General features: G+C 55.6%; 21 protein-coding genes. 15 read left to right on the top strand and 6 right to left on the bottom strand.

Features of this window, described 5'->3' with window-relative positions; genetic code table 11:
• Positions 1-52: 52 nt before the first annotated feature.
• From ACFQZG_RS14675 to ACFQZG_RS14690, 4 genes are all read left to right on the top strand, one after another.
• A complete protein-coding gene (locus tag ACFQZG_RS14675) occupies positions 53-481 on the top strand; it encodes an SRPBCC family protein (protein WP_378153727.1) in 429 nt (142 codons plus the stop codon).
• 157 nt (positions 482-638) lie between these two features.
• Entirely contained in the window at positions 639-1,784 is a 1,146-nt protein-coding gene (locus tag ACFQZG_RS14680; protein WP_378153729.1) for a serine hydrolase domain-containing protein, read from the top strand.
• A 123-nt stretch (positions 1,785-1,907) separates the two neighbouring features.
• Positions 1,908-2,612: an aminoglycoside phosphotransferase family protein gene (locus tag ACFQZG_RS14685; protein WP_378153731.1), complete on the top strand. Its 705-nt coding sequence runs from the start codon at positions 1,908-1,910 to the stop codon at positions 2,610-2,612.
• Between the two features lie 11 nt (positions 2,613-2,623).
• Positions 2,624-3,307, top strand: a complete 684-nt coding sequence (locus ACFQZG_RS14690; protein WP_378153733.1) for a CD3324 family protein — start codon at positions 2,624-2,626, stop codon at positions 3,305-3,307.
• 39 nt (positions 3,308-3,346) lie between these two features.
• Here ACFQZG_RS14690 and ACFQZG_RS14695 read toward each other — a convergent pair whose 3' ends face one another.
• Entirely contained in the window at positions 3,347-4,297 is a 951-nt protein-coding gene (locus ACFQZG_RS14695; protein ID WP_378153735.1) for an ATP-dependent DNA ligase, read from the bottom strand.
• 378 nt (positions 4,298-4,675) lie between these two features.
• Between ACFQZG_RS14695 and ACFQZG_RS14700 the strand changes: the two genes are divergently transcribed.
• Complete coding sequence (locus tag ACFQZG_RS14700; RefSeq protein ID WP_378153737.1) at positions 4,676-4,984, top strand: CD3324 family protein; 309 nt, start codon at positions 4,676-4,678, stop codon at positions 4,982-4,984.
• A gap of 49 nt (positions 4,985-5,033) precedes the next feature.
• Here ACFQZG_RS14700 and ACFQZG_RS14705 read toward each other — a convergent pair whose 3' ends face one another.
• Both ACFQZG_RS14705 and ACFQZG_RS14710 read right to left on the bottom strand, forming a co-directional pair.
• Positions 5,034-6,464 (bottom strand): magnesium transporter CorA family protein, encoded by a 1,431-nt coding sequence (locus tag ACFQZG_RS14705; protein WP_378153739.1) that lies wholly within the window; start codon positions 6,462-6,464, stop codon positions 5,034-5,036.
• Positions 6,461-6,895 (bottom strand): hypothetical protein, encoded by a 435-nt coding sequence (locus ACFQZG_RS14710; RefSeq protein WP_378153741.1) that lies wholly within the window; start codon positions 6,893-6,895, stop codon positions 6,461-6,463. The genes ACFQZG_RS14705 and ACFQZG_RS14710 overlap by 4 nt, the downstream gene beginning before the upstream one ends.
• A 531-nt stretch (positions 6,896-7,426) precedes the next feature.
• Here ACFQZG_RS14710 and ACFQZG_RS14715 point away from each other — a divergent pair.
• The 4 genes from ACFQZG_RS14715 (at position 7,427) to ACFQZG_RS14730 (ending at position 10,504) form a co-directional block, all read left to right on the top strand.
• Positions 7,427-7,651 carry a helix-turn-helix transcriptional regulator gene (locus tag ACFQZG_RS14715; RefSeq protein ID WP_378153742.1) on the top strand — a complete coding sequence of 75 codons (225 nt, stop codon included), beginning with the start codon at positions 7,427-7,429 and terminating at the stop codon, positions 7,649-7,651.
• The gene (locus tag ACFQZG_RS14720; RefSeq protein WP_378153744.1) at positions 7,648-8,088 is read left to right on the top strand and encodes a hypothetical protein; all 441 of its coding nucleotides are present in this window, start codon (positions 7,648-7,650) and stop codon (positions 8,086-8,088) included. The genes ACFQZG_RS14715 and ACFQZG_RS14720 overlap by 4 nt, the downstream gene beginning before the upstream one ends.
• A gap of 21 nt (positions 8,089-8,109) precedes the next feature.
• Complete coding sequence (locus ACFQZG_RS14725; protein ID WP_378153746.1) at positions 8,110-8,574, top strand: small multi-drug export protein; 465 nt, start codon at positions 8,110-8,112, stop codon at positions 8,572-8,574.
• 409 nt (positions 8,575-8,983) lie between these two features.
• Entirely contained in the window at positions 8,984-10,504 is a 1,521-nt protein-coding gene (locus tag ACFQZG_RS14730) for a lytic polysaccharide monooxygenase (RefSeq protein WP_378153748.1), read from the top strand.
• Positions 10,505-10,575: 71 nt separating this feature from the next.
• On the opposite strand, the gene ACFQZG_RS14735 is transcribed toward ACFQZG_RS14730, so the two are convergent.
• Positions 10,576-11,166 carry a hypothetical protein gene (locus ACFQZG_RS14735; protein WP_378153750.1) on the bottom strand — a complete coding sequence of 197 codons (591 nt, stop codon included), beginning with the start codon at positions 11,164-11,166 and terminating at the stop codon, positions 10,576-10,578.
• A 217-nt stretch (positions 11,167-11,383) separates the two neighbouring features.
• Between ACFQZG_RS14735 and ACFQZG_RS14740 the strand changes: the two genes are divergently transcribed.
• Complete coding sequence (locus ACFQZG_RS14740) at positions 11,384-12,019, top strand: DedA family protein (protein WP_378153752.1); 636 nt, start codon at positions 11,384-11,386, stop codon at positions 12,017-12,019.
• Between the two features lie 5 nt (positions 12,020-12,024).
• On the opposite strand, the gene ACFQZG_RS14745 is transcribed toward ACFQZG_RS14740, so the two are convergent.
• On the bottom strand, positions 12,025-13,539 hold the full coding sequence (locus ACFQZG_RS14745; RefSeq protein ID WP_378153754.1) for a vWA domain-containing protein: 1,515 nt from the start codon (positions 13,537-13,539) through the stop codon (positions 12,025-12,027).
• A 560-nt stretch (positions 13,540-14,099) separates the two neighbouring features.
• Between ACFQZG_RS14745 and yidC the strand changes: the two genes are divergently transcribed.
• Together yidC and ACFQZG_RS14755 are read left to right on the top strand one after the other, a co-directional pair.
• The gene (gene yidC, locus ACFQZG_RS14750) at positions 14,100-14,930 is read left to right on the top strand and encodes a membrane protein insertase YidC (RefSeq protein ID WP_378153756.1); all 831 of its coding nucleotides are present in this window, start codon (positions 14,100-14,102) and stop codon (positions 14,928-14,930) included.
• Between the two features lie 207 nt (positions 14,931-15,137).
• Positions 15,138-15,479, top strand: a complete 342-nt coding sequence (locus ACFQZG_RS14755; RefSeq protein ID WP_378153758.1) for a hypothetical protein — start codon at positions 15,138-15,140, stop codon at positions 15,477-15,479.
• Between the two features lie 174 nt (positions 15,480-15,653).
• On the opposite strand, the gene ACFQZG_RS14760 is transcribed toward ACFQZG_RS14755, so the two are convergent.
• Complete coding sequence (locus ACFQZG_RS14760) at positions 15,654-15,869, bottom strand: hypothetical protein (RefSeq protein WP_378153760.1); 216 nt, start codon at positions 15,867-15,869, stop codon at positions 15,654-15,656.
• Positions 15,870-16,374: 505 nt separating this feature from the next.
• Between ACFQZG_RS14760 and ACFQZG_RS14765 the strand changes: the two genes are divergently transcribed.
• The 3 genes from ACFQZG_RS14765 to ACFQZG_RS14775 all read left to right on the top strand — a co-directional run bounded on the left by ACFQZG_RS14765 (position 16,375) and on the right by ACFQZG_RS14775 (position 17,840).
• Entirely contained in the window at positions 16,375-16,875 is a 501-nt protein-coding gene (locus ACFQZG_RS14765) for a discoidin domain-containing protein (protein WP_378153762.1), read from the top strand.
• 247 nt (positions 16,876-17,122) lie between these two features.
• A complete protein-coding gene (locus ACFQZG_RS14770; protein WP_378153764.1) occupies positions 17,123-17,461 on the top strand; it encodes a DUF4234 domain-containing protein in 339 nt (112 codons plus the stop codon).
• A gap of 64 nt (positions 17,462-17,525) precedes the next feature.
• Positions 17,526-17,840 (top strand): DUF2752 domain-containing protein, encoded by a 315-nt coding sequence (locus tag ACFQZG_RS14775; protein ID WP_378154071.1) that lies wholly within the window; start codon positions 17,526-17,528, stop codon positions 17,838-17,840.
• Positions 17,841-17,872 lie beyond the last annotated feature (32 nt).

Consider the following 17,872-nt stretch of genomic DNA (forward strand, 5'->3'; position numbering starts at 1 on the left):
ACGTCTATATAGGTGAGGAACCACAAAACCAAACCTAAGAGGTGTTCATTCAATGGAAACGACTAACCCGATCAAAGTAACCGTGCAGGCCGTCATCCAAGCTCCCGTAAATAAAGTATGGCAATATTGGACCGAGCCGGGTCATATCACGCAGTGGAATCGCGCGTCGGAGGACTGGCATTCGCCGAGGGCCGAGAACGACCTGCGGGTCGGCGGTACTTTCACGACGAGAATGGAAGCGAAGGACGGCAGCATGGGCTTCGATTTCGGCGGCGTATACGACGTGGTGAACGAGCACGAGGCGATCTCCTACACGATGGGAGACGGGCGGAGAGTAGAGATTACTTTCGCGGCCCAAGGGGACTCGACGGAAGTCGTCGAGACCTTCGACGCCGAGAGCACCCACCCCGTGGAGTTCCAACAAGCGGGCTGGCAAGCGATCATGAACAACTTCAAGAGTTATGCCGAACAAGCCGAATAACGTGTCGAGGCGCCTAGCGGGGCGCCTTTTTCATTGCCCGCTCGAATCGTTCCGCCAATTTCGCCCTGCTTAGTATCGCTTTGCCTCATTCCAATTCGCGGCTCAGCTTCTATGATAGGAGGTAGACGAAGCGTTGGGCTACAGGAGGAGAAAAACGATGAATTTCGATAAACTGACGGCTTACCTGGACCGGTTCTACGAGGAGAAGAATATACCCGGTCTAGGGTTGGCGATGTACCGCAAGCATGAACCGGTATACGAGCACTATACCGGCTATGCGGACGTAGACAATCGGATCGCGTTCGGAACGGATACGTTATTCCGACTGTACTCCGCAACGAAGGTCGTTACTTGCACGGCGATGCTGCAACTGGTCGAGTCGGGGCGGGCGAGACTTGACGATCCGCTGTATGCGTATATTCCGGAATTCGAGCATATGACCGTGCGGCATCCGTTACCGGACGGCACGGAGGAGCTTAAGCCGGCGACCGCTCCGATTACGATCGAGCATCTGCTCAGCATGACGGCCGGCATCGCGCATTACGACACGCCGGAGGTGCGGCGAGCCATCGCGGCGTCGGGCGGCGAGGGCCGGACGCTCGACGTCGTTCGGGAGCTGGCGAAGGAGCCGCTGCTGTTCGAGCCGGGAACGCGCTTCCGCTACACGGTCTGTCACGACGCGCTGGGCGCGGTGATCGAGGTCATATCGGGCAAGACGCTGGGCGCGTATATGCGGGATCGTATTTTCGATCCTATCGGGATGAAGGATACATCGTTCGATTTGAAGGACGAGGCGCGGTTCGCGAAGCTATACAATCGGTTCGACGGCAAGACGCATAAGGCGGAGAGCATCGGGGAGTCGTTCAACCTGAAGCCCGGGCGGGCGTACGAGAGCGGCGGAGGCGGACTGTATTCGACCGTTCCGGACTACATTCTGTTCGCCGAAGCGCTGTGCCATTACGGGCTGGCGCCGAACGGGGAGCGCATCTTGCGGCCGGAGACGGTGAACGATATGCGCAAGCGGCGACTGTACGGCGAGGCGCAGCAGGACTTCGCCCGATTCGGCGGCGTGAGCAAGAGCGGCTACAGCTACGGACTCGGCGTGCGCACCTTGGTCGATCCTGAGGACAACAATGCGCTTAGTCGGCAAGGCGAGTTCGGTTGGGATGGCGCCCGCGGCTGCTACGTCGTCATCGATCCGGATGCGGAGATCGCGCTGTTCTACGCGCAGCAAGAAGGCGGTTCGCCGTGGTATCGGTGGCATGGCTCGGTGCGGAATTATGCTTATGCGAGCGTGTGGTGACCCTATATGCAAAGTTATTATTAAGCGATTCATTGCCTATTCCACGATCCTCTACGGCAGTATGATGGATTCACATCAGAAGCGCGCCTGATGCTGCCTACAAGCATAAGAGGAGATGACGCAATGAGCAGGGATATCATTCTTCGATCGATATTGTCCGGCAAGGTCGATATGACGCCGAACGGATTCGTGGCCGATCAATTGACGCCGGAGCAGTTCTGGGAATGCCACGAGCTTATATTCGATAAGATACTCGAAATTCATGCATCGGACATATCGGGGATCGAAGGTTACGGGGGCTTCAATGAGGAGTGCCGAACGGGATATGCAACCTATAGCGAGTATCTAACCGAAGACTTCGCGGACGATAAGGAAGGTTACTGGTACAACTGGCGGGAAATGTTCGATACGACGCTCCTGCATCGGGATTTCTTCGACCGGTATTACATGGAGATAGAAGATCGAATTAAGTATTGCGAAGGACGGCGTTATTTGGTCAATAATTTCACGTTCTTCGTCAATATGATCACGGACGGCAAGACGACGGTCGGGTTTCCGGATTGGACGTTCGCCGGTATCGGAGACTTCTTGCATGACATCGCGATTATGGACTTGAACAAGCCGTACTTGCGCATCCCGGAATTGTTCGTCCAGTATTGCGAGAAACGGGGCATCGTCGTTCCGGATTTCAAAGAAAGATACTTATGCATGGCATATTGGAGCGGGCTATTCGGTCTGCGTTGGCATGCATCGATTGACGACGAGGAGTCCTGCGCTTCCATTATGAAGTCCATGAGCGAGTTGAAGGACCGAATCTACGCCCTATAGGCGGTGATCGCATGAAATACGAGAATGCCGGCGACGTGATTCCTGCCGATCTATTGAAGGAACTCCAGAAATACGCTGCAGGGAAGCTCCTCTACGTTCCTTCCCGGGAGGATAAACGGGGCTGGGGCGAAGCCTCCGGGTACCGGGATCAGTTGCAGAAGCGCAATCGCATGATCCGCAACAAGTACGCCCACGGGCTTACGATATCGGAACTTGCCGACGAGTACTTCCTGTCGTTGGACTCCATTAAGAAGATCCTCTACTCGAAGAAAAATAACGGTCATGCCACTTACGCGATCACGATCGATTCTGCTGCCGCTTATGCCAACGACGGAATATTGGAAGAGTGGATGCAATGTTACCTTCGGTTCACCCGGCCAGCCTCGCCCGGTTCGCTAGAAGCCGGAATCGAATATCTTTACTTCGGAGTCGTTAAGTTGCCCTTGCGTCTCATCCAAACGAGCGGTATCGATCAACTTCCCGTCGAAGTAGACGCAATGGACGTAACCGCTAACGCGCCGTTAATCGTTCAGTATGAGCAGGGCAAGTTTTATTGCACGGAACAGAGGGAGCTATTCGCTTCGTTGAAGTGCCGTAAGGTCAACGCCTATCCGTCGATTATCGTACTGAGAGAGCAAACGGATTATAAGCGGTTCATGAATCATTATGGTACGGTGCTGTTTTTCGTGCGGTAAAGAGGTATAACAAGCACGATAAACCGCGAGGCGGCCGGGCTAACGCACCCAAGGAAGCTTGCACTGCTCGATCGGCACGTCCACGAAAGATTGGAGCGAAGGCTGCCGAAGAGAGCGGCCTTCTTGCCATCTCCATTCGCTGTACTGGATTCTCGCGGTGAGCCGGGGCGTTACCCAGAACGCGTCCTTGTGCCGCTCGGGCCGGTTAGCGAATGGAGAGCCATGCGACGTCTGGGGAGCGAGTACGTCCGTCAACTGCCTCCACTCGGCTCGCGTCAGCTTGCCCGTACCGGTATGGCCGATGTACCGCAGCTTTCCTTCCTGGTCGTATTGCCCGAGGAGCACGGCATTCACGAATCCCCCGCTTAACGTATAGCCCCCGATGACCGCGACGATATCCCCGTAGTTCTTCACCTTTCTCCACCGGTCGTCCTTGCCGTTGATCAGGTACGCGCTGCGAAGATCCTTGCATACGATGCCTTCCATGTTTCTCTGGCGCATCAGCTCGAATAGTTGATTGCCGTTATCGTGCGCGGCCGCCGGTTGAACGTGCCGGTTCGGTCTCAAAGTATCGCGCAACAGCATCAGCCTGTCGGACAAGGGGCGCTGCGTGACCCACTCGCCGTTCAGATACAGAATATCGAACACCATGTAGCTGATCGGTACGACTCGCTCCATCTCCTGAACGCGGTCGAGCTTCTTGAGAAGGTCGCGCCGCATCACTTCATGGAAGGAAGGCATGCCGTCCTCGGCCAATGCGATGACTTCGCCGTCGAGGATGACGGAAGACGCGTCGCAGTAGGAGGGGGTGTCCAGCAGCTCCGGGTAATGGTAGGTGCGCTCGTTGTGCTTGCGGTTATAGAGCTTGGTACTGCTCCCGTCATAGTAGGTCAGAATGCGGGTTCCGTCCCACTTAATCTCGTATCTCCAATCGGATCCCGTCGGAATCGACTCGCTGCTGACGGGTTCGAACGGATAGATCGGCTTCATGGCTGCGCTTCGCCTCTTCTTCGTAAAGTTTAATTATAGCCGTTCTATCACTTTCCCTCTCCCTCGCGCCTGAAGTACAATGAACTTGTCGGGCCCGACGAATTCGATGGAAAGGAGCTGATCGAATTGATCTACCATCCTGAGGTGATCTCCGTTTAATCGGAGATCACTTATAGAAGGGGGAGGCCGCAAGGCCTCCTTTGTACCTTCGGTTAGCGTGAATATACAGCAATTGCCGGCGGCAAGCCGGGCAGGCACGGACGCCAAGTTCGTGTTCTATTCGATTACTCGAGAGGAGGCAACGACACATGAATCAAGCGATTGCGATGGCGGCACTAAATCAAACGCGCATCAACCTGCTCGAGGAGGTCGTAACATTTGATATACAAGAACGGGAGGGACCTGCTCCCTCCTAGCTTGCTGCAAGAGCTTCAGAAGTACGTGAACGGCGAACTGATCTACATCCCGAAGCTATCCGAGCAACGCGCCCGTTGGGGCGAGCTTAGCGGCGCGAGGAAGCAGCTGGCGGAGCGGAACGCCGAGATTCGCCGGTTATATTCGGACGGATGGACGGTCGTGGATCTTGAGAGCAAGTATCATCTGACGGGCGAGAGCATTCGGAAAATCCTCGTCGGATCGAACCGAAGCGAACAAGCGTCGGAGGCAAGCGGAATGAGCCGGGTATAGTCAGCCAATATCGAGCGAGGGGCGTTACGTGCCCTCGCTCTTCGTATTATTATTTCCTTCGCGCGTAATCGGCGACGGTTCGCCATAGAATGCCCGCCGCTAGCGCGGCGCTGACGACAAGGCCGGACAACACGACGCCGAGCGCGATCCATTGGAACGCCGAATAGCCGTCCATCGCTTGCCATCGTACCGGGGCTTCGAGATCCTCGATGACTTGATTCATGCCGTAGATGCCGCTGATGACGGAGTAGATCGTCAAGATCGTCAGAAGGTGGCTCGATCGTTTGGACGTACGGTCGTCTTGATACTTGTACAGGTCGGTCAACGTCTGCTTGACGTCTTCGAACAGCTCGTCGTTGCCGTACGCGCTCCGCAGCCGGTAGAATAGCTCGCGCCCGTTCGTCTGGGCTACCGCTTCGAGGAAGTAATATTTCGCCGAGAAAGACGTAATGTCGCCGATGAGCGCTTCCGTCTCGTCCGGCTTGCGCTCGATCTGCACGCGGGAGTAGGCATAGGACAGCTTAAGCAGCACGATGCGATGGAACAGATTGAGCAGCAAGCCGTAATAATGCTCTCCGTACATGAGGCTGGCCAAGCGGCTTGAGCGTTGCGCGTCCAGACGAGTGAGGCAGCAGAAGCAATCTTCGTCCGTGATGTAATACGTGTCGGGAGCCCAGCGATCGTAACCGTAGCGGCGGCAGTATTCCTCGATATACGGACGATGGTTGGCGTCGAGATGAGGAAGTCCGTCTTGTCCGAGTCCGTCCAGACGGGCGACGCGGTAGCGATCCTCCAGCCCGATCTCGGCGTTCTCCGGGACCGCGTAGAAGCCGATGACGAACATTCGCTCGTCCATCAGGAACGGCAGCTTCTCGAAGTAGGTGCCTTCCATCGGCATTCGGTCCAGACAGGGGAGCAGCTCGGGCACGATGACGCGGAACAGCAAATCTTCGGTCTCTTCGTACCGTTGACCCAGATAGCGGATGGAGGCGCAGTGGTCGGCAGTGGAAATGTTCTCCATTGCGCGCATGCGGTCGGCGAATTCGATGGCATCGGTGAGCGTGAGTCCGTGCGGCTTCAGCTCGACGCGAAGCGTGACGAATCCGGTATCGTAGGGGCACAGGACGACGTCGGCGGAGTGAACGGTGAACGGATAGCTTCCGTTCGCGACCACGAGATCCGCATTCATGCCGTCCAAGGATTTGGACAGGCGACGGAACGCGTCGGGATGTCCGGCCGCGGGGAACAGTACTTGCCCCGTGAAGGGCAAGTAATAGCGCTCCATTCGATGGTGCGATACGAAATGGTCCCCGTAGTAGCGGTTCTCCAGTTCCAGATGATCTAGGCGGAAGGGCTCGAAGCCCGCTGCGGTTAACTGCGGGATGAGCTTATTCTGCGCATGACGGGCAAGGGAGAACGGGAAGATGAATTGGAACAGCGCTTCGCGAATCGGCTTGTCGTCGTCGGGAGATAGATTCATGCGCGCTCCTCGCTTTCCTGCGTCAGGGCGATCTCGCGGAAGAAGAGGGCGTTCAGCTCGTCTCTTCTGCCATAGAAGCAGAGCGCATCCCCTGCTTCGAGCGGAGTGACGTATCTGCTCCTGCGCAGACGCCTAGTTCCCCTTCCGACATACAGTAAGTTCAAATCGGCGTTAACGGGAACGATATCGTCCGCTATCGATCCGAGGTAGGGCGAACCGGCGTCGATGACGACTTCGGAGAAGACGTCTCCGGCGTCCCGCAAGAGCACGTCCTTCATCGGCAATTCGTGCAGCCTGAATCGTCCCTCGCTCGAACGGCGGGTTCGAGGCGCGCGGGCGACCTCGCGGGGTAATCCCTTCGCCCGCATCAGAACGACGGCAATCCCGAAGACCGCCAGAACGATGATGAATGAGATCAACAGGAAGTCCATGCGCCGTCCCTCCTTATGGATGAGTGCCGTATTCCCTGTTTACCCTTTTTGCGGCGGATTTAATAAGCGAACGTTCTAGCGCTAGGCCGCGTCAAGAGCTGCTAAGGCTGCTGAAGGTCGTGTTGAACAACCTCAGCGAGCAGGAGGAGATGCCGGGATGAGCGCGCTCGCTCCAAGTATGATCGCAAGATTCTAAGGAGGTCGTAACGATGATCGCGCAACCGTATATCGTGGTGGACCATTGCACGGACGAGATCCAATACTACCGGAGCATTCTCGGCAGGCGGGACGGTGAAGACGGACATTAACGAAGCCGCGTTCAACGGACTGCTGGCCGTCGTCGCCGATCGTAACGGAGTAACCTGGGTACTGACTTATTACCGGAACTAACGCGTGCTTGCTTGCGAGCCGGCGATCCTCCAAGGGGATTGCCGGCTTTTTCGCGATTATGCGCAATCCTTCATTGACATTATGACAATGATCGTTTACATTTTGTTATATATCATTAGCATACAGGTGGGCGGTGAGCCATTGAAGAACCGCGTCAAAGAACTTCGCGCCCGTTACGATTGGACGCAAGAGGACCTGGCCAAGCGAATGGGCATCACCCGTCAGACGGTCGGGCTGATCGAGAAGGGCGATTATTCGCCTTCCATATTGCTCGCATTGAGAATGGCCAGCGTATTCGACGTGGGCGTCGACGAGATTTTCCGGTTGGAGCCGCACGAGGAACCCGAAGGGAGGACGACGGAATGAAGCTGGAACGCATACTCCGTTCGCCATTGCTGAGCGCGGGATTATTCTTCCTTCTAGGCGCGGCGATGCTAATGGCTCATTATAGTCAGACGGTTCCGGAGTGGCTGTTGTACGCGATGACGATCGGTTCTGTCGGATTGTGCGCGGTATGGGTCGCGCTCTGCGTCGTTCATAACCGTCGCCACCCGCAACGCCGCATTCGGTTTCTCACCCTCGTACCGCCGGAATTCAGGGAAGAGGACGAAGGGCAGAAGTGGATGAACTACCGCGTTACCCGGCGAGTCTACATGCTCTATTATGCGGCGATTCCCTTATTAATCTTATTAATCATGCTCGTGCCAGACGGGACGGCCGCCGCGATCGCCGGACTTGCCGTTCTGGGCGGCATACAGCAGCTTCTGTACGGGTACGAACTGCGGAAATGGGATCGAAGCTAAGGATGACGAGGGGGAGAATGGATGATTGAAGAGTATTTGAAGGATTGGTCGTATCTTGCGGTGTTTTTATTGTCGGCGGTGCCTTGGGTGGAGTCCGCGGCGGTCGTCGTCATTGCCATCGCTCTTGAGTTGGACCCGGTATTATCCACGGTTCTTGCATTCCTAGGCAACTGGCTCATCGTATTGCTGGTCGTATTCCTCTTCGACCGGTGGCAGGCATGGAGGAACAAGAAGAAGCCGGCGCAATCGCAAGACGGCAAGAAGAGCAGGCGCGCCCATGGCATCTTCGTGAAATACGGACTTCCCGGCCTTGCGATCATCGGCCCGCTGCTGATCGGAACGGAAATCGCGGCAGCCTTCGCCATGATCTTCAAAGCCCCGAGGAAGAACGTCCTGATCTGGATGACGATCAGCCTGGCCTTCTGGACCGTTCTCTTCGCGGTAGCCGCGCACTACGGGTTGAACTTGATGAATACGGACGTTTAATATTTACGATACGAAGGAAGACCGGACGCCGTCGCGTTCGGTCTTTTCGCTTTTTTGCTAATGCTTCCGGCATGCGCGGATGTGCCGTTCGATTCAGAGCGGACAACCGTGCAAGCAAGCGATGGTCTCCCGGTCGCGTACGCTGCTCGCGCCAACAGATGATAACAGCTTATTTTCGTACGGGGCTAAGAGCGGATTTAATTTGCTTAATTCTATAAATTATGGACCGTATTAGTCGAAACAGTGGATAAACATGGGTCTAACATCACGATCAGGCGGGGGGGATGCATGCATAACGGAAGCCGCTCGGCCGCGCATGGTCCATTGGGTCTCCGGAAACTGTTCGCCCACTCGCCGTATGGTTAACATTGGAAACGAAACAACATGACACGATACGAGGTGAGCCGACATGGTCGTAACGCAAGCACTGAAGCGGGGAAAAATGACGTTAAGCTCGAGCACGTTGAAGCTGGCGATCGCAATTGGATTCATGGCATTGGGACTGGCGTGCATGCTAGCCTTCGCGGGCCAAGCATCGGCGCACGGCTACATCGAATCGCCGGCTAGCCGGACGCTGCTGTGCCAACAAGGACTGAACAAGGATTGCGGTCAAATTCAGTACGAGCCGCAAAGCGTGGAAGGCAAAGGCAACTTCCCGGCAGAGGGTCCGGCGGACGGACAAATCGCGGGAGGGGGCCACTACTCCGAGCTGGATGCCCAAACGTCCAACCGTTGGAAGAAGGTCGACATGAAGGGCGGACTGAGTTCTTTCAAATGGAAGTTCTCGGCTAACCACGTGACGAAAGAGTGGAAGTATTACATCACGAAATCCGGCTGGGATCCGAATAAGCCGTTAACCCGCGACCAGCTGGAGTCGAAGCCGTTCTGTACGATAGACGGCGGCAACAAGCAGCCCGCGATGACGGTGACCCATCAATGCATGGTGCCGACGGACCGGACCGGCTATCATATTATTCTCGGCGTGTGGGAGATCGGCGATACGGCTAACGCCTTCTATCAGGCGATCGACGTCAATCTGACGCAAGGCGACGGCCCGACGAATCCGACGGTGCTGCCGAACGTCCCGGCTAACCTGTTGTGTTCCGCCCATACGGAGAACAGCATCACGATGTCGTGGTCGGCTTCGACCGCATCGGCGGGCATTAAGCAATACGAAGTCAGCCGCAACGGCAAGCTCGTCGGCACGACGGCGCAGACCCAGTATACCGACGGCGGCCTGCCGGCCGATACGGCTTATTCGTATACGGTCGTCGCGGTAGATAACGCGGGCAATCGTTCGGCCTCCAGCGCGCCGGTATCGGCAAGCACGCTGCCGGCGGTTAAGCCCGAGCAAGACGTAGAGGCGCCTTCGCGGCCTTCGGGAATCGCCTCGAGCAACGTGACGAAGTCGGCGGTTACGCTAAGCTGGGCTGCCGCTACCGACAATGTGGGCGTGACGAAATACGAGGTATATCGCAATGGCAAGCTGATCGGCACGACGGCTTCGAGAACGTATTCGGACAGCGGGTTGACGGCGGCTACCGTTTACTCGTATACCGTGTCCGCGCTGGACGCGGCCGGCAACCGTTCCGCGGCGAGCGCCGTGCTGGCGGTAACGACGCAGTCGGAGACGGTTCCGCCGACGCCGGGCACGGGCGCCGCATGGGATGCGTCGAAGATTTACTTGGCCGGAGACAAGGTCGTCTATAACGGCATCGCGTATACGGCGGGTTGGTGGACGAAGGGCGACCAGCCGGATAGCTCCGACGTCTGGAAGGCTTCCGCTTCGTCCGCCGTTCAGACCTGGAGCGTTAGTAAAGCGTATTCCGGCGGCGACAAAGTCGTATATGCCGGTCGCACGTACCAAGCGAAATGGTGGACCAAAGGAGAGACTCCGAGTACATCCGGGGTGTGGATGTTGATCTCCTAACGGATAATGATAAAAATAGAACTGGCTATACAAGGGCTCGACCTTGTATAGCCAGTTTGCGTTGCGGGTTCTTAATACTTGAAGCTATTCTCGTGCCGAATACGGTCCAGCGCGTTCATCCATAACTTATCCTTGCCGTAATATTGCTTGATGACGGCGTTGTAGCTCTTGAACGAGGCGGGATCGGGCTTCGGAATCGGCGATAAGTCCAACGCTCTGGCGGACTTGTTGAACGCTCCGAACAAGCTGGCCTGGCGCACGGCGTCCTGCTTCAGCGCAGGCAGAACTTCGTCCGTCACGTACGACTCGCTGTTGATGGTTCCGTCGAGCATCCGAGCGCAGAACGCTTCGATCTCGTTGTACAGCGCGGCGTATTTCGCCATGCATTTAATAACCAATGCCTCGTGCTTCTCGGCATCGATCTTGGGGCTTTCTTCGTCGGAATCGTTCATCGTTTTCTCGATCCATTGATAGTCGGCCAGACATTCCTCGAATTCGCCGCGCCGCACGCGCACCTTCTCGTACATCGCGTCGGCTTCGAGCCTGTTCGCTTTATTCCTTAGCACCGCTTGTTCCTTCTTGTTCCGATCGTTCATGACTTTGGTGTAGATCAGGCTTCCGATTGCCAGCAATAACGATAGAACGGCGATAAGGGTTCCCATATGAATCTTCCTTCGGCGATAGTGGGTTTTGCTATATTTTACATGATCGGGAGAGAGCGTGTCACTATTCGTCGTAGAGATCCTTATATTGCGGCGAAATGCTCTTCTCGACTGGACTTCGGTCCAGATCGAGTTCAATCCTCCGGCCAGTGCCTTTTTGGCGGCGGAGAGACTATAGTAAGGAGTAGAATACGGCATACATGCAAGGAGGCCGGTTATGGCTTACGATCTACTACAGAACTTCATCGAGCAGTTCGGACATCTCTCGCTATTTCTGGTCCTCTGCATGGGCATCGTAGGACTACCCGTTCCGAACGAAGTCATCGCGCTTACCGGGGGAGCGCTTAGCTCCGCGGGTATTCTGGAGCCCCTCCCGGCTTTCGTCTCTTTGTATTTAGGCGTATGCTCGGGCTCGACGGTAGGCTATTCGCTCGGCAAATTCTCTGCGCGGAAGCTCAAGATCCGGCTGGTTCGCCATGCAAGAATCGACCGATTCATGGCCAAAGCCGAAGCGCTGAACGTCAAATACGGCAGCTTTGCCGTCAGCATAAGCTGTTTCTTCCCTTTGCTGCGCAACGTCACGCCGTTCGTCGTCGGGATGAACGGGATGCGCTACGGGAAATTCGCCGTCTACGCCTATACGACCGCGCTCGTGTGGGCTTCCGTCTACTTCATTGCGGGCACCTATGTCGGCGATCGGTTGAATACGATCGATAGTTACATTAGCCGATACGGGTATTATTCGCTGGGCGTATTGGCCGCGATCGCGATCGGGTACGCGGCGTACAGTCGCATGTCCAAGCGCGGATCGCCGCCGGCGGACAGCGCGTCGTCGTATACGATCGACCGATAGCCGTTCTATTCCTTATTGCCCCGTACGTCGATGAAGTCCTTGACCAGTTGTCCGAACTCCTCCTGGCGCTCGCTGGCAGCGTGCTGCTCCGCCAGCCGGAGAACTTGTTGAAGCCGGCTGTTCCCGACCCCTTCGCTATCCTTCATGATCCGGGCGAATTCGGCGACGGAGGCGATGAACAAGGTCGCGTCGGACAGCTCGCCCGTAGGGCCGATCGCCGCCGCCGACTCCCGCGAGCGGTTGCGATCGTCCACGTCCTTGTAACGGATCGTAACTTTGCCCCACGTATCGGAGGCTCCGTTCTCCAATTCGATCTCGTAGAGCGCGGTAACGGAGTGTCCGGCCCCGACTTCGCCGCCGTCGACTTTGTTGTCGCGGAAATCTTCGTCCGCGATGGCCCGGTTCTCGTAACCGAGGAGACGGTAGCCCTTTACTTGCTCGGGGTCGAATTCGACCTGGATCTTGGCGTCCTTGGCGATCGTCTGCAGCGTCTCGGTCAGCTGTTCTTGGAAAATCTTCTTCGCCTCGTCAATGTCGTCGATATACGCGTAAGCGCCGTTGCCTTGGTCCGCCAGTTGCTCCATGAGCACGTCGTTGTAATTGTCCATGCCGAAGCCGAAAGTGCTGAGGTAAAGGTTCCGTCCCGCGTAATCCTCGATCGTGCGGAGAATGCCGTCGGGATCGGTCTTGCCGATATTCGCCACGCCGTCCGAGCAGAGAATGACGCGGTTAATGGCTTCTTTCTCGTAGATCTTGCTCGCGACCTTGTAGCCTAACAGCAGTCCGGCTTCGGCATTCGTCGAGCCTTCGATCTGAAGCTCGTCGATGGCCGCCAGAATGGTCTCTTCCTCTTCGACCGCGGTAGGCTCCAGCACCGTGCGCGCCGACGACCCGTATACGACGATGCCGATCCGGTCGTCGGGCTTCAGTTGATTGACGAGCAGCGCCAGGCTTCTCTTGACCAAGCCGATCCGGTTGTCTTGGTTCATCGAGCCGGATACGTCGATGACGAACGTAAGATTCGCTCTCTTCCGTTCCGCGGATTCGATCTCCTTGCCCTTGATCCCGATCCGGACGAGCTGGGTGCCTTGTTCCCCGAACGGCGAAGGACCGGCGTCGACATGGATGGCGAACGTATCGTCCTTCGGCGGCGCGTCGTCCAGGTCGAAGTAGTTAATGAACTCCTCCAGCCGGATCGCTTCTTGCGGAGGCAGATTCCCGTCCCGAATATAGCTTCTGGCTAACGTATAGGAGCCCGTGTCGACATCCATTGCGAACGTGGAGAGCCGATCGTCTTCCGTGGCGACGTAAGGGTTCGTACCGTAATCTTCGAAGAACATGTCGTTCGGAGCGGAAGAAGGCTGGACGGCTTCGCTCCGGTACGCCTTCGACTCGGACGCCGCCTGCGGCGCCTGCTCGCGATCGCCGGCCGAGGCAGCGTCATCGTTGCTTGCCCCGCTGCATCCCGCAATGATTACCCCTAGCAAGATTACGAACACCAAGCTCACCGTTCTTCTCATCGCGAACGCCTCCACGTGATCGATTATAGATTCCTTATTTTTACAATACCATAAATTTACTTTGTGTTACAGAATTATTACAAATATATTACGTAAATATTTCAATATGTTGCATAGGCGTAACAAAATAGGGCGTTGTGCTCTTAGACGATGGCGCGCAAAGCAAAGTTGCATGATTTGTAAACATTATCCATGGCTCATCGTATGGAACATGAAAGGCCGATAAGACGTATAACACAGTACATATCCGATGGAAACGAAGGGGGCGATGGAAACGATGGATCAGTGGCTGGAATTGCTCGTGCAGCTACTCCTCTCCGTGGGCTTGGTCTATTCGATCGCATCGCTTCCTTCCTCCCTCTCCGCAGCCAACGAAATGCCTTGGCTTCAAGGAACGGAAGGGAACGTCTCATCCTCATGCGCACCGATAGATCCGCCTCCGATCCCTGCCATTCGGCGTTGGATGACGCGCACGGTCAAGCGCAAGGAGTCGTCCAATGCCGATACGGATTGCTGCTCCTCCCCATTGAAGGCTCGACTATTCAATAGGGAGGATATCTATGATTCGAATATCTATGTCCAAGAAGCGGGCCAAGCTCGCGCTCCTCGCGATCGGAGTTATCGCGGTGCTTCTGCTAAGCGGCTGCTCGGCAGCCTCGCAAGCGCCGATTGAATCCGCTTTGCCGGGTCTCTTCAACCATTACTTCATCTATCCGTTCTCCAGCCTGATCAAGGTTGTCGCGAACGCGTTCCATGGAGATTACGGGCTATCGATTATACTCATGACGTTCCTGATCCGAATCGCCCTTCTGCCGCTCGTGATCAGTCAAACGAAGAAGCAGATCTCCATGAGAGGCAAGATGGCCGAGCTCCAGCCGGAATTGAACGCTATTCGGGAGAAGTATAAGAACGATACCCGCGCGGAAGCCAAGCAACGGCAACAAGCCGAGGAGCTGCAGCTGTACCAGAAGCACCGATTCAACCCGTTGAACGTCGGATGCTTGCCGATGTTGCTTCAGTGGCCGATTACCCTTGCGTTCTACTATGCGATACGGCGCACCCCCGAGATCGCGGCGCATGACTTCCTATGGTTCAGCTTGGGAGAGCCGGACATCATGCTGTCGGTTATCGCGGCGGCTGCCTATTACGTTCAGTTCCGCGTGTCCCAGTCGACGTCGGCTTCGGCGCAAGCGCGGCAGAATCCGAATCGCGCGCTGGCGTTCATGGGCGGGGTATTCCCGATCATGATGGGGATGTTCTCGTTGGCGATGCCTGCCGCGTTGCCGCTGTATTGGGCGACGGGAGCGATCTTCATGACCTTGCAGACGATCGTGTTGAACAAGCGGTACGCAAGGCCAACGCGACGTTCGATAGCGGAAGAGATCGCTTAGGCGGGCTATCGTACGTAATCCGATTCTAACGATAAGACCGTGAATGCTCGCCGTAACGGCGACGAGCAGTCGCGGTCTCTTTGTACAAAATCGAAAGGGCTGCTCGTACAATCTTCTTAGTCGAATGCGAAAATTTTCAGGCACCTGTTGCATTTCCGTTAATTCCGAGTATAATACTAGGTATAAAGCATAAATGGAGATGAGCTTATGCGCTCAATCGGAACGTTCGAGCAGCGGTGGGTAGACGATTACTTGGATTTGCTGAATTACGCGCAGCAGATCGGGGACATAGAGTGGCAGCAGGAAATCCTTCGCACGCTGAGCGATACCGAGCGGCGTAAGGAGCAAGCGGCCCTCGAGCTTCGCGCGGAATCCCTCTGGCGGCAGTTCGACGCGATCAACGCCAAGATGTTGGAGCTGTATCGCCAATTAGGCGAGACGGGGAACGAATATAACGCAGCGAGAATTACAGAGGAAGTATGGGGGCTGAAGCTACGGCGAATCGAGATCGGGAGACAATTGAACGCCGCGCTGCAATCGACCCTCTAATATAGATATACAAATAGATATAAAAAAAGCCCGCATGCGGTTAACCGCTCTGTGGACACCGAATTGGCTATGGACCTTCGAAACTTCCGCGTGCAGTCATCTGCTCCGCAGCATCGTATGCAATAAGGACCGACAACCGCTATCGTTCGATTACTCCTTGGCAGAGGAGCGATCTTACATGGCGGTTTGTTTCATTTGACGCATCATGCCCATCATCATCGTCATCATCTCGTCGCACTTCTGCATGCGGGACATCATGTCGTCCATGTTCATCGCGTCCATCATTTCCATGGCTTGCATTTGATCCATCATCATCTGCATGTTTTTCATCTTGCACATCATTTCTTCCATGCACATGGACATCATCATCTTCATCGTCATCATCTCCATCGTATTCCACCTCCTTCGGATTCTCGATCAAGCTGCTTCCCAAATAGAAGATTAACCGATAACTTCAAAAAACACAAGTGAATTCCTATAAAAATATTGCTTCCGTCTTCTCCATGTGTTAATATAGAATATTTCTATAATTGATAATTCCGCTAAGGCTGATGGGTATTATCGGTATCAGGTTATAAAGTCCGCGGTTCTCATCGTGGACACCCGCCGCCGCGAGGACCTTGCGTCCCCGGCGGTGTTTTTGCGTTACGCCGATACCCAAAGCCGTAAGATTACACACGATATTCATAGGAACGAACGTTGGTCGGAAGACCATCCAAGACTAAAATGGTAATGCAGTGATTATTCACCTATGACCTTCCATCGGCCGGCGTTGCATGATGAATGAGCCGTCCCTGCAAAATCGGCCGTGCGTTCTCGGGAGGTGATGCTGGCAAGCGCAAGTGGATCTCGCGCGTTCGTAATACAGCATCTACAAACGAGGAGGAATGAATTAATGTCGATCGTTATGCAATCTTGGAAGAAGAGGCTGGCCGTCGTTATCGTCATGTCCCTGCTCCTGGCTACCGCTCAGTTGTCCGTCTTGAACAAGGCTTCGGCTTCGACCAATCTGATCCTCGGCTGCTGCGTATGGGCCAGCAGCGGCGCGAATCCGATCAACACGGTGGACGGCGTGCAGAATACGTTCTGGCAGTCCGCCGATGCGACGGGTTGGATCACGGCCGATCTCGGCAGCGAGAAGGCGGTCAATCAGATCGTCATCAAGGCGCCCGCCTACGGGTATTGGGTGCAAGGGGTGAAGATCTCGACCAGCAATTCGACGGACGACGGCAGCTTCGTGACGCAATCCAACGCGACCTACGGCTTCTACTCCGCCAACGGATATACGAACACGATTAACTTGCCGGCGACCGTCAATACGCGCTATGTGAGGGTACAGGTGACCGCGGTGAGCACTTGGACGGCCATCGGCTCGCTTGAAATTTACGGGCCGTGAATAGATACGGGCATTAGCAGATGAATACGTAACGAAGCTTCGTAAGCGCATCGCAGGCCGGAATCCCTTGCTCAGGGATTCCGGCCTGTTTCTTCATTCATGAAGGTCTGCCGGGACATGGCGAAAGATGTAGATTATTGTATGAATTTGAATTGAATATAAGCGATGATTTCAGTATAGTTATCAATGTATTTGCTTACCTATTATCCCCTTGAATGTAATTATCTGAAGATTGGGCGGGTGCGGAATGGTTAACCAACGCGGGATAGCGGCAGCAGTTATTCTATCTATTATTACTTGCGGAATTTATGCGATCTACTGGTTCATCGTCTTGACGAACGACGTAGGCCGTCTCAGCAACGACCGCGACTTCACGGGCGGCAAGAACTTCTTGCTCTGCATCGTGACGTGCGGAATTTGGAGCTTCATCTGGGCTTATCAGGTCGGCAAGCATGTTGCGGAAGCGCAACGCCAGCGGGGTCTGATGTCGGCGGACAATTCGGTGCTCTACATCGTCTTGACGTTCTTCGGACTCGGCATCGTCGTCTATGCACTGGTGCAGTCGGATGTTAATAGGCTCGCTTAGTACGCGGCGGATCGCGAAGGCGCCGAAGCTCGTTTGGGGGGCAGTTGCCGGCCTTGCGGGGCTCGTGTACTTGAAAGCATGGCTGCCCGCTACCGGAATCGGCATTCCTTGCGTCTTCCACGAATTAACCGGGCTCTATTGCCCGGGATGCGGAATGACGCGGGCCGCGCAGGCGTTGCTGCGGCTGGACGTCGTTCAAGCGTGCCAGCATAACGCGCTGCTGCTCGTCCTTCCTCCGCTAGCTCTTATCTACTTCTGGTGCGGGAAGAAGCGCTGGATACGATCCCGCCAGACGCTAATCGTCTCGATGCTGCTGATAACGGTCGCATTCGGCTTGTCGCGTAATTTCCCCGCGATGGAGTGGCTTGCGCCGAATTAAGACAAGGGAGTTCGCCCGATAATAGCGGCGAG

The sequence above is a fragment of the Cohnella sp. GCM10027633 genome, assembly GCF_042675445.1.
In the GTDB taxonomy this organism is placed as follows: domain Bacteria; phylum Bacillota; class Bacilli; order Paenibacillales; family Paenibacillaceae; genus Cohnella.

Excerpts from the sequence above, each read along its gene's own strand:
- ACFQZG_RS14675 (WP_378153727.1), top strand. The coding sequence starts at position 53 with ATGGAAACGACTAACCCGATCAAAGTAACCGTGCAGGCCGTCATCCAA.
- ACFQZG_RS14680 (WP_378153729.1), top strand. The coding sequence starts at position 639 with ATGAATTTCGATAAACTGACGGCTTACCTGGACCGGTTCTACGAGGAG.
- ACFQZG_RS14685 (WP_378153731.1), top strand. The coding sequence starts at position 1,908 with ATGAGCAGGGATATCATTCTTCGATCGATATTGTCCGGCAAGGTCGAT.
- ACFQZG_RS14690 (WP_378153733.1), top strand. The coding sequence starts at position 2,624 with ATGAAATACGAGAATGCCGGCGACGTGATTCCTGCCGATCTATTGAAG.
- ACFQZG_RS14695 (WP_378153735.1), bottom strand. The coding sequence starts at position 4,297 with ATGAAGCCGATCTATCCGTTCGAACCCGTCAGCAGCGAGTCGATTCCG.
- ACFQZG_RS14705 (WP_378153739.1), bottom strand. The coding sequence starts at position 6,464 with ATGAATCTATCTCCCGACGACGACAAGCCGATTCGCGAAGCGCTGTTC.
- ACFQZG_RS14710 (WP_378153741.1), bottom strand. The coding sequence starts at position 6,895 with ATGGACTTCCTGTTGATCTCATTCATCATCGTTCTGGCGGTCTTCGGG.
- ACFQZG_RS14720 (WP_378153744.1), top strand. The coding sequence starts at position 7,648 with ATGAAGCTGGAACGCATACTCCGTTCGCCATTGCTGAGCGCGGGATTA.
- ACFQZG_RS14725 (WP_378153746.1), top strand. The coding sequence starts at position 8,110 with ATGATTGAAGAGTATTTGAAGGATTGGTCGTATCTTGCGGTGTTTTTA.
- ACFQZG_RS14730 (WP_378153748.1), top strand. The coding sequence starts at position 8,984 with ATGGTCGTAACGCAAGCACTGAAGCGGGGAAAAATGACGTTAAGCTCG.
- ACFQZG_RS14735 (WP_378153750.1), bottom strand. The coding sequence starts at position 11,166 with ATGGGAACCCTTATCGCCGTTCTATCGTTATTGCTGGCAATCGGAAGC.
- ACFQZG_RS14740 (WP_378153752.1), top strand. The coding sequence starts at position 11,384 with ATGGCTTACGATCTACTACAGAACTTCATCGAGCAGTTCGGACATCTC.
- ACFQZG_RS14745 (WP_378153754.1), bottom strand. The coding sequence starts at position 13,539 with ATGAGAAGAACGGTGAGCTTGGTGTTCGTAATCTTGCTAGGGGTAATC.
- yidC (WP_378153756.1), top strand. The coding sequence starts at position 14,100 with ATGATTCGAATATCTATGTCCAAGAAGCGGGCCAAGCTCGCGCTCCTC.
- ACFQZG_RS14755 (WP_378153758.1), top strand. The coding sequence starts at position 15,138 with ATGCGCTCAATCGGAACGTTCGAGCAGCGGTGGGTAGACGATTACTTG.
- ACFQZG_RS14760 (WP_378153760.1), bottom strand. The coding sequence starts at position 15,869 with ATGGAGATGATGACGATGAAGATGATGATGTCCATGTGCATGGAAGAA.
- ACFQZG_RS14765 (WP_378153762.1), top strand. The coding sequence starts at position 16,375 with ATGTCGATCGTTATGCAATCTTGGAAGAAGAGGCTGGCCGTCGTTATC.
- ACFQZG_RS14770 (WP_378153764.1), top strand. The coding sequence starts at position 17,123 with ATGGTTAACCAACGCGGGATAGCGGCAGCAGTTATTCTATCTATTATT.